12 protein-coding genes are annotated in these 15,606 nt (G+C 63.7%); 2 read left to right on the top strand and 10 right to left on the bottom strand.

Translation table 11 applies throughout. The annotated features are described in order from the left end of the window. From LLH00_05380 to LLH00_05350, 7 genes are all read right to left on the bottom strand, one after another. Positions 1 to 1,123: hypothetical protein (locus LLH00_05380; GenBank protein MCE5270698.1), on the bottom strand; the 1,123-nt coding region annotated here is incomplete at its 3' end. A 64-nt stretch (positions 1,124 to 1,187) separates the two neighbouring features. Continuing rightward, positions 1,188 to 2,411: a hypothetical protein gene (locus LLH00_05375; protein ID MCE5270697.1), complete on the bottom strand. Its 1,224-nt coding sequence runs from the start codon at positions 2,409 to 2,411 to the stop codon at positions 1,188 to 1,190. Between the two features lie 288 nt (positions 2,412 to 2,699). Continuing rightward, positions 2,700 to 3,410: an S-adenosylmethionine-binding protein gene (locus LLH00_05370; protein MCE5270696.1), complete on the bottom strand. Its 711-nt coding sequence runs from the start codon at positions 3,408 to 3,410 to the stop codon at positions 2,700 to 2,702. After that, positions 3,407 to 4,135, bottom strand: coding sequence for a restriction endonuclease (locus LLH00_05365; GenBank protein MCE5270695.1), 729 nt, complete (start codon positions 4,133 to 4,135; stop codon positions 3,407 to 3,409). The genes LLH00_05370 and LLH00_05365 overlap by 4 nt, the downstream gene beginning before the upstream one ends. 146 nt (positions 4,136 to 4,281) lie before the next feature. Next, the gene (locus LLH00_05360) at positions 4,282 to 5,178 is read right to left on the bottom strand and encodes a PIG-L family deacetylase (GenBank protein MCE5270694.1); all 897 of its coding nucleotides are present in this window, start codon (positions 5,176 to 5,178) and stop codon (positions 4,282 to 4,284) included. Positions 5,179 to 5,242: 64 nt separating this feature from the next. After that, positions 5,243 to 6,163: a PIG-L family deacetylase gene (locus tag LLH00_05355; protein ID MCE5270693.1), complete on the bottom strand. Its 921-nt coding sequence runs from the start codon at positions 6,161 to 6,163 to the stop codon at positions 5,243 to 5,245. A gap of 58 nt (positions 6,164 to 6,221) precedes the next feature. Then, positions 6,222 to 7,046, bottom strand: coding sequence for a PIG-L family deacetylase (locus LLH00_05350; protein MCE5270692.1), 825 nt, complete (start codon positions 7,044 to 7,046; stop codon positions 6,222 to 6,224). A 155-nt stretch (positions 7,047 to 7,201) separates the two neighbouring features. On the opposite strand from LLH00_05350, the gene LLH00_05345 reads away from it, so the two are divergent. Then, positions 7,202 to 7,681, top strand: a complete 480-nt coding sequence (locus tag LLH00_05345) for a hypothetical protein (GenBank protein ID MCE5270691.1) — start codon at positions 7,202 to 7,204, stop codon at positions 7,679 to 7,681. A 354-nt stretch (positions 7,682 to 8,035) separates the two neighbouring features. Here the strand turns inward: LLH00_05345 and LLH00_05340 are convergent, their stop codons facing one another. Beyond that, a complete protein-coding gene (locus tag LLH00_05340) occupies positions 8,036 to 10,366 on the bottom strand; it encodes a hypothetical protein (protein ID MCE5270690.1) in 2,331 nt (776 codons plus the stop codon). Positions 10,367 to 10,600: 234 nt separating this feature from the next. On the opposite strand from LLH00_05340, the gene LLH00_05335 reads away from it, so the two are divergent. Beyond that, positions 10,601 to 11,950 (top strand): sodium:alanine symporter family protein, encoded by a 1,350-nt coding sequence (locus tag LLH00_05335; GenBank protein ID MCE5270689.1) that lies wholly within the window; start codon positions 10,601 to 10,603, stop codon positions 11,948 to 11,950. On the opposite strand, the gene LLH00_05330 is transcribed toward LLH00_05335, so the two are convergent. Further along, positions 11,929 to 12,648: a hypothetical protein gene (locus tag LLH00_05330; GenBank protein MCE5270688.1), complete on the bottom strand. Its 720-nt coding sequence runs from the start codon at positions 12,646 to 12,648 to the stop codon at positions 11,929 to 11,931. The genes LLH00_05335 and LLH00_05330 overlap by 22 nt on opposite strands. 132 nt (positions 12,649 to 12,780) lie before the next feature. Further along, positions 12,781 to 15,537: a tetratricopeptide repeat protein gene (locus tag LLH00_05325; GenBank protein ID MCE5270687.1), complete on the bottom strand. Its 2,757-nt coding sequence runs from the start codon at positions 15,535 to 15,537 to the stop codon at positions 12,781 to 12,783. Between the last annotated feature and the right edge of the window lie 69 nt (positions 15,538 to 15,606).

Genomic DNA, 15,606 nt, shown 5'->3' with positions numbered 1-15,606 from the left:
TGTGACCGTCGCCGTTGTAGTCGTACCCGGTCGTGAGCGTGGAGGCGATCGGCCCGATGTAGCGCGTGGCCAGGACAATGTTGTCGAACTGGACCCGGGCGGTCTGACGGTTTATGGCAAGAGTGGTATCCGGGAGCGGATTGTCGAACGCCCCCTCCATGTAGTATTCGAGCCAGAAAGTGTTGATCTTCACCCTGTCATCGGTGCGCCAGCGGAAACCGGGGAACGGCTTGGGATCGGTGTTGTACTGGCCGCTGGTGTGGAACCGGTCGTTGCCCCAGGTGCCGGAGTGTGTGCCGGGGGCCCAGCGGTCCACCAGCCGCCCGTCGACCCAGAACGCCTCCTCGCCGTCCGTTTTGTCCGGTGCGCTGTTGCACTTGATCATGAACTCGACACACTGCCACTCGCCGCGCTTGGCCTGCTCCGGCGTGTCCGGGCCGAACAGGTTGCCGTAGTACGGGGCCTCGCGCACACCGTCCGGCACTCCCGCGGGGGTCTGCCAGCTGTGCATCTCGCACCAGTAGGTGTACAGCATCCAGAGCCCCGGCGGGTTGGCCCGGTCCGAGCCGCCCAGGTCCATGTAGGCCAGGAAAGCGTTGTCGCCGGCCGGACGGGAGCCGGCCTCGGGCATCGGGTAGGGCAGACGGTCGCGGCGGGCGCCCAGCTCCACGAAATGGTGCACATAGGGGGCGTCGGCGGCGAATTTGACGTAGAACCGGGCGTACAGCTGGTCGTAGCCCCCGTCGAGAAGCTTCCAGAGATAGCCGCCGGTGTCGTGGTCCTTGGTGGCGGTCATGCGGAGGCTGCGCCCGCCGGAAGTCCCCGTGGGGTCATCCTGCACCAGGGCCAGGACCCGGTTGTCCTTGTTCGAGGCGAGTGTCCAGTTCGTGTCCAGTGCCGTCACCGAGCCGGCCGAGTCGAAATTCTCGCAGAAAACGACCGCTGGGTCGTTGGCGATTCCCCGGTCGCCCGGGTAGAGCGCAGCCAGGCCGGTCTGCGGGCCGGAATCTGCGGACAGTTCTGTCGCCGTCTGCCCACCCGCTTTCCGGGCGGCTACGGCGACGGAAAGGGCAAAGCAGACAGCCAAGGTCAGGCTGAGATTGAGTAAAGCGGGTCTTTTCATGTCCGTTCCTCTGCGGTTACAGGACGATTTTCCACTCGGCGGCCGGCGGTGGGGCCGGCCGGTGTCAGCCTTTGAGCACTTCCAGCAGCAGGTCCAGGGCGTCGCGCAGGTCGGGGCTGCCATCCCCGTTGAAATCCGCCCGCATATCGGCCCGGTCCGTGGCGTGCAGCCGCAAAAGGCTCCAGACATCCCCCAGGCCTTTCACTCCATCCCCGTTGTAGTCGTACCCCGTGCTGAGCGTGGAGACTATCGGCCCGATGTAGTGCGTGGCCAGCACCACGTTGTCGAACTCCACCCGGGCGATGTCACCGTTGTAGGGGATCGCGGGGTCATCGGGGCGGACATTCTCCTCGAAGATCGAGGCCAGGTAGTACTGCAACCAGAACGTGTTGATCCGCAGGGCCTCGGTCTTGCGCCAGCGGAAGCCCGCGAAGGGCTTGGGATCGGTGTTGAAAACGCCCGAGGTGCGGAACGCGTCCCTGAACCAGGTCCCGGTGTGTGTTCCCGGGCCCCAGTGCGCCGCCAGACGGCCGTCCACCCAGAACGCCTGCTCGCCGTCCGTGCTGTCCGGCTGGTTGAGCTTTATCATGATCTCCACGCACTGCCACTGGCCGCGCCGGGCGATGAGGTTGCTGTCCGGGCGGAACGGGTTGCCGTAGAATGGGTTCGGCCGGCCGTCGCTCTCGCCGCTTTCAGTCTGCCAACTGTGCATCTCGCTCCAGTAGGTATAGAAAAACCAGGCCCCCGGCGGTGGTGTGCCGGAGCGCTCCAGGTCGACCGTGGATCCGAAGCGGTCGTAGCCGTTAGGGCGTGTGCCTGCGGCGCCCTCGGGGTAGGGCGCGGTGCTAGTCTTGCCGCCCAGGGCCACGAAATGGTGCACGTAGGGGGCGTCTGGGGCGAACTTGCAGTAATAGCGGGCGTAAAGACGGTCATAGCCCTTGTCCAGCAGCTTCCAGAGGTCGCCGCCGGTGTCGTGGCCCTTGGCGCCGGTGATCCGCAGGCTGCGCCGTCCCGGGCTGCCCGCGATGCTGTCCGCGACGAAATCGAGCACCCGGTTGTCCTTGTTGTTCATGCTGGTCCAGCGCGTGAGCAGGTCGGCCACAGTGCCGCTTTCGAAATCCTCGTAGAACACGACAGAGCTGTCGGAGGCCAGGCCGATATCTCCAGGGTAGAGCGCGGCCAGGCCGTGCTGCGGGGCGGGTTCGGCCGCGGGAAGTACATAGGCCAGCGCGGCCAGGAGAGCGGCAGCCGCGAGCAGGGCCAGACTGAGTGAAAGGTGTTTTTTCATGGAGAGCGCTCCGGGGCTGAAGTACGGTTTGGAGCAGGCGGAATCGTCTTAAATTGAAGACCGGCAGAGAGATAATCAAGAATGGTGCCAAAGAGTGCCGGCCGATATCTTTTTAGTTTACAGCGAGTTGTTACAGCGTGCGGAAAGCCTGATTCTCATAATCGTAAGCGGGAATTCATTTATGACAAAATAAACCCGCGATAGCGGGCCAAGAGGAAAATAAACAGGGACATTCCTTTCGGGATGTCCCTGTTTTTCTCGATATTTGATCAAAACAGCCCTACAGAATTATCTTTTATTCCCATACCCCCGAGGAGTTTCGAGTAATCTCAGTTGTGGATCGATATGTCCATTCCTTCTCGCCACACCCAGATTCGAGTTTTCCTCGACATCTTCATTGCCCCACTGTATCCAGCCCGGCCTTCTAAAACGGGCAAAGAGCTCCAAATAGGGGCCTGGCGAGCATGATTCTATCAGTGAGTACAGCTCATCCGGTTTCCGGGAGTGCTCTCTTTTGCGCGTAGAAAACAAATTCACCTGAGTCCGGCCCGGATCAAGGGTGCGCATGCTCCCGCGGATACCAAACAAGACCAGTTCCGTGACATTTCTGAAGTAAAACCCGACCCCTCGCCCATCAGGACCACCATCTTTGCGAATTTTGTACCAGACCAGATTCGATTTATAGGTGAAACCCCAGGCCTCCAGCACTCTCAGCCCTTCCTGGAGAAGGGCGTTGGGCACCCACAGATAAAGGTGAGACTGGGCAGCGGCCAGTTTGGAAACCGGCAATTCAAGAATTTCCTTCAACTCCATCGTCGGATATCTTAACAAACGTCTGTGTTCGGGTGCTACTTTTCCGGTCCGGTTCTGGAATTGCCAGGGAGGATCGGCCAGAATAGTGGAATATTGGCCTTTCATCTTGGATAAGATATCTTCCGCTGGATTGAGTTTTATCAGGTTATAGCACTGTGGCGTCACCCTTTCCTCCCCGGCACTCATATGACTACAACCTGTCTCGGGATCCCGATAAGAAGCAATGGACACGGATTGCCGACTCCCCGATGGACACGATCCTCCAGCTTTCGCCAATGAGTCGTAGCTTCACCGAATTTATCGGAAACGAAAGCATGCGCCCAGCCTTCTTCAAACGATCCTTTTGCAGCCGCCATTCGGTTGATCATATCAAGTTGCCTATTAGTAGGAGAATAGAAAGACGATAAGTCCTCGACCTTTCCGATTCCTTGCTTTCGTGCAAACTGAGCAACGAGATCGCGCAGAGAATCCTGTAGCGAAGAACCTCGCGTTATTATTGCACCTATCGAAATCACTCCATCTGCATGCAATCGCTTAAAATTCTCTAAATCCCTGTCAAAGAAAGGATCCTTGTTGTTCCACTCTATTTCCAAGGCGAATGTGCCAGTAGGAAATTTTTTAACGTGATCGACCTGGTGTGATATCGATTCTTTCTCAATTCCATCTATTATCTTTTTAATCTCAAAACTATGCTTCTTCCAACCTTGTTCCTCTGCCAGAGCATGCCGCATTCTCTGTGTCAGTTCTCCCTCTCCGCCTCCACCGCGTACCAATTCCTCCGCTGGTATCTCAATCTGCAGCAGCACTGTCTCGAGTTCTGTCGCAGCCGTAGGCATATCCAAAGTTAAAATCGCCTCAGCATAGTGCAGTGTAAGGATTTGAAACCCTTTTTCTTTGAGTCTCTCAAACATCCGTCATGTTCCCGAGGGTGTCAGAAAGCGGAATCCGACTTAAATCAACATACACAATTTATCCGAAATGGAAACCCCTACTAAGGAAAAAAAGAAAGAGCCCTGAGCATTCTCCCAAGGCTCTTTCATATCTCTAAGACTATTAATCACTTCGGGAACAGGGTCCACAGTTCCTCGCGGGTGGGCTGACGGCCGAACTCGCAGATCTCGAACGCCTCGGCGTGAGTGACCTTGCCGGCCCGCTCGGCGCCGTAACGCTCGGCCAGCATGCCGTAGTGCGGGTTATCCTTGCCGGCCCTGCCGCGGCCCCAGCCTTTCACGAACCACTCCCAGCGCCCGGCCGGGTCGGCGGGCACCTGGTCCAACTGCCCGTCGATCCAGGGCAGCCACTCGAACATCTGGCTGTCCATCTCGGCCAGGGCCTTGAGTTTCCGCTCCTGGACCGCGCTGATATCCACCACCACATCCGCCTGGAACGGGATGGGCTTTCTAAATCCGTCCTCGAAATACATGAACACCGGGTTTTTCTCCAGGCGCGGTGTCTCGGGGCAGACATTGGGCACCATCACCATGTAGGCCGCATCCTGCACCACCTGGGCCGTGTAGCGGTGGTCAGGGTGGTAGTCGTTGGGGCGCGGCAGGATCACGATGTCGGCCTGCCAGTCGCGGATCGCCCGGATGACAGCCTTGCGCACCTCGAGGCTCGGCTCCAGCTCCCCGTCATGGAAACCCAGGGTGCGCCAGCTCGTTCCCAGGACTTTCGAGGCGCGGGTCGCCTCCTCCGCCCTGCGGCGGGCCAGGGCTCCGCCGCCCTGGCTCTGGTGGCCAGCATCGCCGTTGGTCACTGCCACGAGCTGCACCTTGGCCCCGGAGGCCGCCCAGAGCGCCGCGGTCCCGCCCGCGCAGTATTCCGCGTCATCCGGGTGTGCGCCGATCATTATCACCCGCAGCGACTCGGCGGCCGCGGCCTGTCCGGCCGGAAAAGTCAGGGCAAGAAAACAAAGGGCAAAAAAGACAGTCAAACCTCTCCGGTTCCAGATCATCCGTCGCCTCTCCCGGTTGCCGTTTCAGGGGTCCGATCCAGGGTCTCAACAATCGCGACCGCACTCAGCGCGGGAACAGGTTCCAGAGCTCCTCGCGGCTGGGCTGGCGGCCGAATTCGCAGATCTCGAAGCCCTCCACGTAGGTGGCAGTGTCGGCCTTTTCCTTTCCGTAGCGTGCCTCGAGCGCCTGGCTGCACTGCGCTTTCCAGCCCTGCATGGAGGGGCCGCGCCACTTGCGCAGCCACTGCTGACGGGCGCTCTTGTCGGCCGGGACATCGTTCAGGAACCCGCCGATCCAGGGCAGCCACTCGTACATCTGGCTCTCCATCGCATCCAGCGAGCCCCACTTTTTCTCCATCACCGGGTCGACCACCACGGCCACATCCGGGGCGAACGGGATCGGCTTCTTGAACCCGTCCAGGAAATACATGAACACGGGATTTTTCTCCAGGCGCGCCGTCTCCGGGCACACGTTCGGCACCATCACCATGTAGGCGGCATCCTGGACGATCTGAGCCGTGTAGCGGTGGTCGGGGTGGTAGTCGTTGGGGCGCGGCAGGATCACAATATCGGCCTGCCAGTCGCGGATGGCCCGGATGACCGCCTTGCGGGCGGCCAGGGTCGGCTCCAGCTCGCCGTCATGGAAGCCCAGGGTCATCCAGCTCACCCCCAGGCGCTCGGCCGACAGCTTGGCCTCGGCGGCGCGACGGCGGGCCAGGGCTCCGCCGCCTTCGCTCTGGTGGCCGGCATCGCCGTTGGTCACTGCCACGAGCAGGACTTTCGCCCCGGCGGCGGCCCAGAGCGCCGCCGTGCCGCCACCCTTGACCTCGGCGTCATCCGGGTGTGCCCCGATCATGATAACCCGCAGCGGCTCGGCCCCGGTGCGCGGAGGCTCCACTCCGCCCTGGTAGACTGTCTGCGCCCGCAGGCCGGACAGCCCGGCTGCCAGCATCACGACAAACAAGCCAGCGAAAATCCTGCGCATGACTCACCCCCGTTGTATTTGTTTGAACGCCCAGGCCCCCGCTCCCCCGCACGCGGCCTCAGAACGGGAACAGCTCCCAGACCTCCTGGCGCGACGGGCGGTGGCCGTACTCGCAAAGCTCGAAACTCTCACTGTATTTCACCCTGGCCGCCCGCTCCTCGCCATAGCGCTCGGCCAGAGGCCCACGGAAATCCTCCGCTTTCTCGAAAAAGCCATCCAGGAACGTGGGCAGCCAGGCCAACCGGGCCGTGTCACCCTCCGGCACAGCCTCCAGGCAGCCCTCGATCCAGGGCAGCCACTCGTACATCTGGCTGTCCATAGTGTGCAGAGCGCGCAGTTTTTTCCCGCTCACCGGGTCGATATCCACGCTCACCACCGGCTCGAAGGGGCAGGGCTTGGTGAACCCGTCCGACACGTAGAAAAATGCCGGGTCCTTGCGCAGGGCGGGTACATCCTGGCAGTAATTGGGCACCCGCACCACGTAGGCGGCATCCTGCACCACCTGCGAGGTGTAGCGGTGGTCTGGATGGTAGTCGTTTGGACGGCAAGTGATAACCACATCCGCCCGCCACTGGCGGATCGCCTTGACCACGGCTTTGCGCACCTCGGTGTCAGGGGCCAGCTCGCCGTCATGGTTGTCCAGGGTCTGTGTCTCCTGCACCCCCAGGACCTCGGCCGCGCGCACCGACTCGCGCTTGCGCCGACGGGCCAGGGGGCCGCCGCCCATCTCATGGTGCCCGGCATCCCCGTTGGTCAGGCTGAGGAATTTCACGCTGGCGCCCTGTTCCGCCCACAGAGCGGCGGCGCCGCCGACCTTTATCTCACAGTCATCCGGGTGGGCGCCAATCGCCAGCACCCTGAGGTCCTCGAATTTTCCGGCCATTGTTGTATTCCCCTTGCGTTTCAAGTTGAAAAACCCCAACCCAAGTGCAGAACAGTTTCATCTGGTACGGTTGTTGCTTATCTTGCAGCAGAACGACCGCTGTATTTTAGCATCCAAAGGCCCAAAGGTAAACCCCGAAAAAAAGGCGCGCGGCGGTGGAAGAGCTGGTCCTGGTGTTTGTCGCGTTAATCCTGGCCATGAGCGTGGTTCTGGGCTGGCAGCGGCGGCGCGCCGCCGCGCAAAGCGCGGGCGGGCGAACGCCCCGCGGCGCCTCCGGCGCCCGGCGCGCCGCCGCCCGGAGCCGGAGTGTCAACTACAGCCTGGCCCCGCGCAACCCCGAGGTTATGGCCGGCATGCTGTTCGAGCTGCTCTCCACCCGCCTGGGCTTCGAGGAAATGCTCTCGTTCGCCGAGTTGGTCTCAAGCCCCGAGATGACAGTGCGCTACCTGGAACGCCTGGCCTCCAAGCCCTCCCTGGCCGAGTTGGCCGGCCAGCTCGAATTCCTCTGCCGCGGCATGGAGGCTCACGGTTACCGCCAGGCCGAGCGCCTTCAGGTGAGCCAGTCCCTGGTGGCCCGGGCGAACAATGAGGCCAAGCTGCTCAGAATCCACAAGAACCTGGACAAAATCTTCTGAGTCCAGACGCTCACCTTCGTCTTTTTACTCCCCCAGCGGCCCCCGGGCCGCCGCAGTTGCCTTTGGGGGCCGCGCCTGTCTGAGCCTCCCGCCAGGGCAGCGTTCAGCCGCGCGGGAAACGGCCCGGCCCGTCAGTGCTCCAAGGTTCGGCGGCGATCCGCGGCAGCGCCGCCGCTGCAACGAAGCAGCGGAATCAAAGCTCCGAAAACACTCAAGGTTGAAGCAGTGTCGCGGTTTGGACGAGTTCGCGGCCCCCACTGGCTTCTGGTTCTCTGGGCCGTAACCAAGAGAACATCACAGCCTTCCGGGCACGGCGCGCCGTGCCCCTCCACAAGACATAAAACTGGTCTGAGTTCAGATTTTCCCGCGCAGGCAGAACACTTTGGTCTTGCCGAACTCCAGCGGGAATGTCACCTCGCGCACTTTTTTCCCATAATATTTTCCCTCGAACACCTCGTACAGGTCCACAGCTTCCGGGAAACGCAGGGTCTTGGTCCCGCCGGTGGAGCCGTGGATCACCGCGAAATCCCCATCCGCGGTGAACGTGTCCCCGCTCTCGGAGTAGATATGCACCCCGGCGCGGCGCGCGGCGGCGCGCAGCAGCTCGGCCTGCACGTACTTGGCCCCGATCCAGAGCGAGCGGTAGCCGGCCCGGTCGGTCTCGCCCAGGGCGGGAAGCCGCTCCTCGAAATAGAGCCCGCCCGCGCTCTGGCTGCTGTCGGCCAGGTAGAAAAGCGGATCGGTGAGCGCGGGGGCCAGCTCGATCAGCCAGCCCGGGGCCTTGGTCTCGAAGCTGCCGAACAGCACCCGGTCCGGCTGGCCGAAGAAACGGTCGCGGGGCAGGCCGGCGCTCAGGGGGTGACGGGGGTCGTCGACCACGAACCGCGGGTGGAAAGAGCCTCGCTTGTAGGCCAGGTCGAACCCGGTCAGCTCTTTCATCCAGGCTACGTTCAGTTTCGGCTCGCGGTCCGGATCGATCAGGCCGGGGGCGTAGAGCCAAAGGGCGGTGGCGCCGTTCTTTTTGAGCTTGGCCGTGACCGCCACGCGTTCGGAGTCGGACAGGCAGATCGCGTTCAGGAACACGTAGAGCTTGTAGTCCGGCATGGCGGGATCGGCCAGATCCCGCACGTAGTAGTAGTCATAGGGCGCGCCGATCCGCTCGAACTCGAGCTGCCGCTGCCACATCAGCATGTCGCGCAGGCTTTCCTGGTCCGTGTAGAAAATGCTCGGCTCGCTGGCCACCATGGCGATCTCGGCCGCGCGCCTGTAACCCAGGCGCTGCGAGGCGCCGAACAGCTCCTGGATGCGTTTCATCGTGGCCAGCATGCCCGGGTCGTGGTACCACTTGTCCTTGGAGCTGTTCTCGAACCACCAGGCGTGGTAGTGACGGGTGAGGATTTTACCCATGTCGCGCTTGAGCATCTCGCAGCTTTCGGCGGTCGAGTGCGCCTGGCTCCAGTGCGCCCAGTTGCCGTAATCCGACAGCACGGTGCGGGTGTCCTCCTCGGTGAACCAGAGCATGCGGCGCAGGTTGTAGCTGCTGAACGGGCTGCGCGCGGTGGACTGGCCGCCCGGGGGACGGTTGAAATAGGTGCTGGGCGAGGCCAGGAAATCCAGCGCGCCGCTGTCCTGGATTTTAGCCGCCGCCCCGGTGATCCCCATCTCGTGGTAGACCACGCAGGTCAGGTAGCCGTAGAACGCCCCGGTGATCAGCTTGCCCCCGGAGAGTTCTTTCACCTTGCGGCCGAACCGGATGATCGCGTCCGCCACGGATTCGTTAAGCGCCCGGTAATAGTCGCTCTCGAACTCGCTGCAGTCCGGGTTGGCCAGGGTGCCGAATGTGCTGTGGCTGTCGTAGCGCCGGGTGATCAGCTCGCCCACGCCGGTGTAGAGCGTGCGCTCGGCCAACTGGGGAACGCGCACCGCCTCGAACGAGCGGACATCGTTGCGCCAGGCCGCGGCCAGCTTTTCATCCGTGCCGTATTTGCGGCGCACGTACTCGCGGAAATAATCCAGCATCGGACGGCTGAAATCGTGGGCATGGTAGCGGCGGTCATAGGTGACGGTATAATACCATTCCTCTGTTTCGCTGGCGGTGAAGAAATATCCCGCCACCCGGGAACCGAAATCGCTGGCCGCCACCTTGAGCACGAAATCGGTGAGCGCTTCCTCGGCCTTGTCCTGCCAGGCGCGGCTGGCCAGGGAGAACTTGAGCTCATCGGTTAGCACCGGGTCCCAGGTGCGGCCGATCTTGGTGTTGATTATCATCCGCGGGCTGCCGTTCTCGAACGTGGTGCACTCGCCCGGGTTGTCCTCCATCCACTGGCGCGGCGGGTCGAGCGAAAGGCGCAGGATCAGCACGGCCTGCGGGTCGAGCGCCAGGATGCGGTGCGCCAGGGCCGAGAGTTTCTCGAAGCCCTGTGGGTCTTTCCAATCCGTGTCGCAGATCGGGAAATGCAGCCTGACTCCCGCCTCCAGCAGGCCCCGCACGTACTGGGGGTCGGAGTTGTTGCGCGAGCAGAACGACATGGGCGTAACCGGCGCTCCCCCGGCGTACAGCACCGACACGCCGTTTTCGGTGCGGATTTCCGACGGCAGGCAGTTGAAAGCCTGCGCCGCCGCGTCCGTGCGGATTGTCAGGATTCCCATGATCAGCATGCAGATACAAAGGAAAGAACGTTTCATGCGCCAAGCTCCCGGAGTCAGGCATCAGGTTTGTTCGCTGCGGCAGGAGGTGCGGTCGATTTTGGGATTCACTCTAATGCGGACAGACCAGCCGCGCAATGAAATCCGCCGACTGCCGGGCGCACGGCCGAGACAGCCGGACTGTCAGAAAAAGTTTGCCCGCCGGGGCCCTAAGGCTTAAATTGGCCTGACCATCCGTCACCCACTCCACGTATCAGACCCCGGAGGCTCAGCTTGGATTTCAGCGCCGGTTTCCTGGCCCTCATCAATTATCTCGATTCTCTGGTCTGGGGCGTCCCGACCCTGGTGCTGCTGGTCGGGACAGGCATCTACCTCACCCTGCGCCTCAGAGGCCTCCAGTTCACCACGCTCCTGCCCTCGCTGCACCTGGCGTTCATCAAGCGCAAGGACTCCGACAGCGCCGGAGACATCAGCCATTTCCAGGCCCTGATGACCGCCCTGGCCGCCACCGTGGGCACGGGCAATATCGCCGGGGTGGCCACGGCCATCGCCGCGGGAGGCCCCGGTGCGCTGTTCTGGATGTGGATCACCGGGCTGTTCGGCATGGCCACGAAATATTCCGAAGCCCTGCTGGCGGTCAAGTACCGCACCACCGACCGCCGCGGCATGATGTGCGGAGGCCCGATGTACTACCTGGCCAACGGCCTGGGCTGGAAATGGCTGGGGGTTGTGTTCGCCGTGTTCGCCTCCATCGCCGCTTTCGGGATCGGCAACATGGTCCAGTCGAACAGTGTGGCCGAGGCCTGCGCCTCGAGTTTCGGCGTGCCTACCTGGGTCAGCGGGCTGGTGATGGCGGCGGCGACCGCCCTGGTGCTGCTGGGCGGGATCAAGTCGATCGGCCGGGTGAGCAGCCTTCTGGTGCCGGTGATGATCGTGTTCTACATCGGCGGGGCGCTCTGGGTGATTGCCGCCAACTATCACATGCTGGGCGAGGCGTTCCGGCTGATTTTCTACGAGGCTTTCACTCCCACCGCGGCCGGGGGCGGGTTCGCCGGAGCGGCGGTGATGACCACGATCCGCATGGGTGTGGCCCGCGGAGTGTTCTCCAACGAAAGCGGCCTGGGAAGCTCGGCCATCGCGGCGGCGGCGGCCCAGACCAGCCATCCCGTGCGCCAGGCCATGGTTTCGATGACCCAGACTTTCATCGACACGATCGTGGTCTGCACACTCACCGGGCTGACAATCATCATGACCGGCACCTGGCTCTCCGGCCAGACCGGAGCGACTCTCACCACCACGGCTTTCAGCCACGGCCTGCCCGGCAGCTCGGGCGGCGTGGTGGTGGCCCTGGGGCTGGTCCTGTTCGCCTACTCGACTATTCTCGGCTGGTCGTACTACGGCGAGAAAGCGCTCGAGTTCCTGGCCGGACCGCGCTCGGTGGTCCCGTATCGGGTGCTGTTCTCGGTGATGGTGTTCTTCGGGGCAATCTCTCAGCTCAACACGATCTGGCTGGTGGCGGATGTGATGAACGGCCTGATGGCCCTGCCCAACCTGGTGGGGCTGCTGTTGCTCAGTCCGGTGATCGTGCGCGTTACCCGCGCCTATTTCAGGGGCGAGGAATAGGCCTGGCGCGAGTGCGGCCGCCGCAGCGCCTTGACCAGCATCCGCCCGGCCTCGGTCCGCCGCTCGGTGATTATCAGTCCGCAGGCGGTCTCCAGCAGGTAGACTATCTCCGGCTCGCTCATCCGGGTGCGCTCGATCTTGAGGTCGCTGTCATCCAGACGGTCGCGGGGGCCGAACAGGCGCTCCGACAGCGGCTGGTGCAGGCGGAACTCCAGGATCATCTTCCGGTGGCAGAGTGAGGCCAGGTGCTGGACCAGGGGTTCCAGCAGGGCGCGCGGGTAGCAGCAGAGCACCCCACTGTCCACGATCAGGTCGAAACCGCCCTCGATCAGCGGGTCGAACAGGCTGCGGTAGATGATCGAGGGGAAAGGGTTCAGGCCGCCGGCCAGTTCGGCCGTGGCCGCGTCCGGGGATGCCCCCACCACATCCGTGTCCCCGGCGGCCAGGCGACGGCTCATCACGCCGGAGCCGTTCTCCAGCACCAGGATACGGGATTCTTTCAGGTCGCGCTTGAGGTCCAGTATCTCCACCGTGCGCGCCGTGTACTCCACGCTGTAGTCCCTGAACCGCTCGGCCCGTTTCAGCCCGTCCCCTGCCGTCTTGGCTCCCTCCCCCCGAAGCGGACCCAGTATCTCGGCCAGTTTCTGCCCGAGCAGCGCGGCGCGCTGCTCCAGTCTTTCCTCCAGTTCCTTTTTCATGCACCTTTCTCTTTCATTTTCCGCCCGGCCCGTCTCTTGTGCTTTCCGGGCGGCAACCGGTTAAACCAACATAGGGGAGGGTTCAGGACCCTCCCCTACATTCAAGACCCCAGTCCGCGGGATTCTCAACAGTCACTTATCTTCTTCCTCGTTGCGGCAGGCGGCCAGAGCGCGGTCGATTTCGGCGCTCAGTTTGCGGTTGCCCGTCGAACCGGCCAGCTCGGCGGCCTTGCGGCAGTGACGGCGGGCCACGGCGCGCTCGCCGCCCAGAAGGGCGATATGCCCGCGGAACAGCTCGGCCACGGCCAGGTGCTCGGTCATCCCGTGCTCCCGGGCGAGCGCCTCGCCCTCATCCAGCGCCCGCAGTCCCGCCGCCGGGTCGCCCTGGTGGGCCAGGATCGCCCCGCGGTACAGGATGTTCTGCACGGCCACGGGAAGGTTGCCCGCCTCCAGGGCCACGGCCAGGCTCTCGCTGAAATAGTTGCGCGCCGGCTCGTACTGGCGGAGGTTGTAGTAATATACCCCGATCGTGCTCATCAGGGTGCAGACATAGCTGTAATCCTGCTCGTCGCGGGCCAGCTCCAGGGCGTGCAGGTAGTAGTCCAGGGCGCGGCTGACCTCTTTCATCTCGTAGCTGGCGTTGCCCAGGTTGGCCAGCCAGATGCCCTGGTTACGCAGGTTGCCGGTGCGCTGGGCGATGCTGAGCGCCTGGGAGTAGTACTCGATGGCGGTCTCGTACTCCTCCACCGCGTAGTAGACCGAGCCGATGTAGCCCAGCCAGTTGCCGGTCTGAACCAGGTCGCCCGAGGTGCGCAGGCGGCTCAGGGCACGGTGGAACTGCTCCAGGGCCTCATCCACCCGTCCGGCCTCGTAGCGCATGCGGCCGAGGTTGCTGAGCGCGGTCACCGCGGCCGTGTCATCACGCAGCTTGTCGGCCAGATCCAGGCAGTCGCGGTAAAGTGTCTGGGCCGCCTCGATCTGGCCGCTCTGCTGGCGCACCACGGCCAGGTTGAGCAGGATGTCCAGGCGGCGCTCGCCGGGGGTGCTGTCCTCATCCAGGGCCAGGGCCTCACTCAGAAGCACTCCGGCCGCCTGGATTTCCTCGCGCTTCAGCTTGAGCTGGGCCGCCGCGGTCAGGCAGCGCGCGGTCAGGGCCTGTTCGCCGAACACCCGCGCCACCTCGAGGGCCTCGGTGTGGAAACGCTCGGCCCCGGCCCAGTCGCCGCGCAGGACCATGATCTCTGCCAAGTCGAGGCAGGCCTCCACCCGCGGCCGCATGAAAGCGTGCCCGCGCGAGAGCATCAGGGCCGCGCTCAACGTGGCGAAGGCTTCCTTGATCCGCCCGTCCCCCAGCCGCGCCCGTCCGCTGCGCACCAGCAGGGAGTCGAACTGCTCGAGGCTGTCGCCGGCCATGTCGGAGCCGTCCAGGGCGCCGTCCAGGCCCAGGCGGGCCATCGCCTCCTGGAACGAGGCCTCGGCGGCGCGGTAGTCCTCCAGCAGCAGCAGACGGTCGCCGCAGAGCGCCAGGGTGTTCACGGCCCAGTCCTCTTTCAGGAAATAGCTCTGGCGCAGGAACGCCCCCACCATGAACACGAAATCGTGGTTCTCCTCCTCCATCATCTGGAACAGAAGGTCGGCGCTCTGCTGGCGCAGCTCGGCGCTACGCTCGGGGGTGAGGCTCTCGGCCAGAATCTCGTAATAGAGCGGGCAGGCCAGGCGCACCGTGCTGACTCCACCCGTGGCGCCCTCCAGCAGGAAACCCTGCCCGGCCAGGGCGTCCAGGTCGGCCTCCAGGTTGCGCACCTGGATGTTGAGCCGGGCCAGCAGGCGGGAGAGGATTTCCGGCGAGCTGCAAGCCCCCAGGATCGCCACCGCCTGCAGGATACTGCGAGCGTGGTTGTCCAGACGGCGGTGCCGCTCGCGCAGGATACCGGGCAGCTCCAGGGCGGCCAGGGCCCGCGAGCGGTTGTCCAGCGCGGCCACCAGACGGCGGCGGCGCTCCCGGCTCTCAGGGCTGGTCACTTTTTCGCGCAGAAGGCGCCAGGTCTCGCCGATGAGCAGCGGGTTGCCCGGCGCGCCCTCGATCAACAGGTCGCGCAACTGGGCCGTCACCGCCTGGCCCGACCCGCCGCCGGCGCTCTGCTCCTCCAGGCGCTGCACCAGGCGCCGCCGGGACAGCTTGGAAAGAGGCCCCAGCGAAAACTCCCGGAACTCCTCCAGGTAATCCAGGCGCGAGCTGAACGGCGCGCGGCTGGAGCTGAGGATCACCAGCGGCCAGAGGCAGTCCTTTTTCTGCACCAGGTGGACCAGCAGCTCCAGCGACAGGCTGTCCATGCGCTCCAGGTCATCGAACCAGAGCATCAGAAGCGGCGGGCTCTCGCCACGGGTCAGGCTGGCCCGCAGGGCTTGCAGGTAGCGCCGCACGGCGTTGAACACCACCAGCTTGCCCTTGCCGCGACGGTTGGCCGGAGTGTAAAGCTCCAGCGGATAATCCACTCCCAGCAGGCGGCCGAACACCGGCAGGATCACTCCGGAGTCGAACACCTCCTGGGGCAGCTTGAGGCGGGCGAACGCGGCCAGGCGCGACTCGATCTTCTCTTTCTTGGCGTACTCGCTCTCCCAGAACGGGATGTCCAGGTCGAGCGCCAGCGCCGAGCTGACCGCCCCGAACGGGTAGTCCGCCACCGGGAACACGTCCCCCCGCAGCAGGTACACCTCGCCCAGGGCGTGGGACTCGATCACCAGCTCATCCAGGAGCGCGCTGCGGCCCACCCCCTCCTCGCCGTGCACGTTCAGCCAGAGGGCCTGGCCCTCGGGGCCGTGCGAAAGGAAATCGGCCAGAAGATCGTAGAGAGCCTTAAGCTCCTTGTCCCTTCCGATCAATTCCATTTCCCGCATAAAAAACCCGGTCGACTGGTTGTGGGGAGAGAGCGGCAAGTTAAAAATCGAGAGAATTTT

This window comes from bacterium (genome assembly GCA_021372515.1).
Lineage (GTDB): Bacteria > Gemmatimonadota > Glassbacteria > GWA2-58-10 > GWA2-58-10 > JAJFUG01.
The sequence above is the reverse complement of the archived record's forward strand: the minus strand, read 5'-3'. Positions and strand labels throughout refer to the sequence as shown.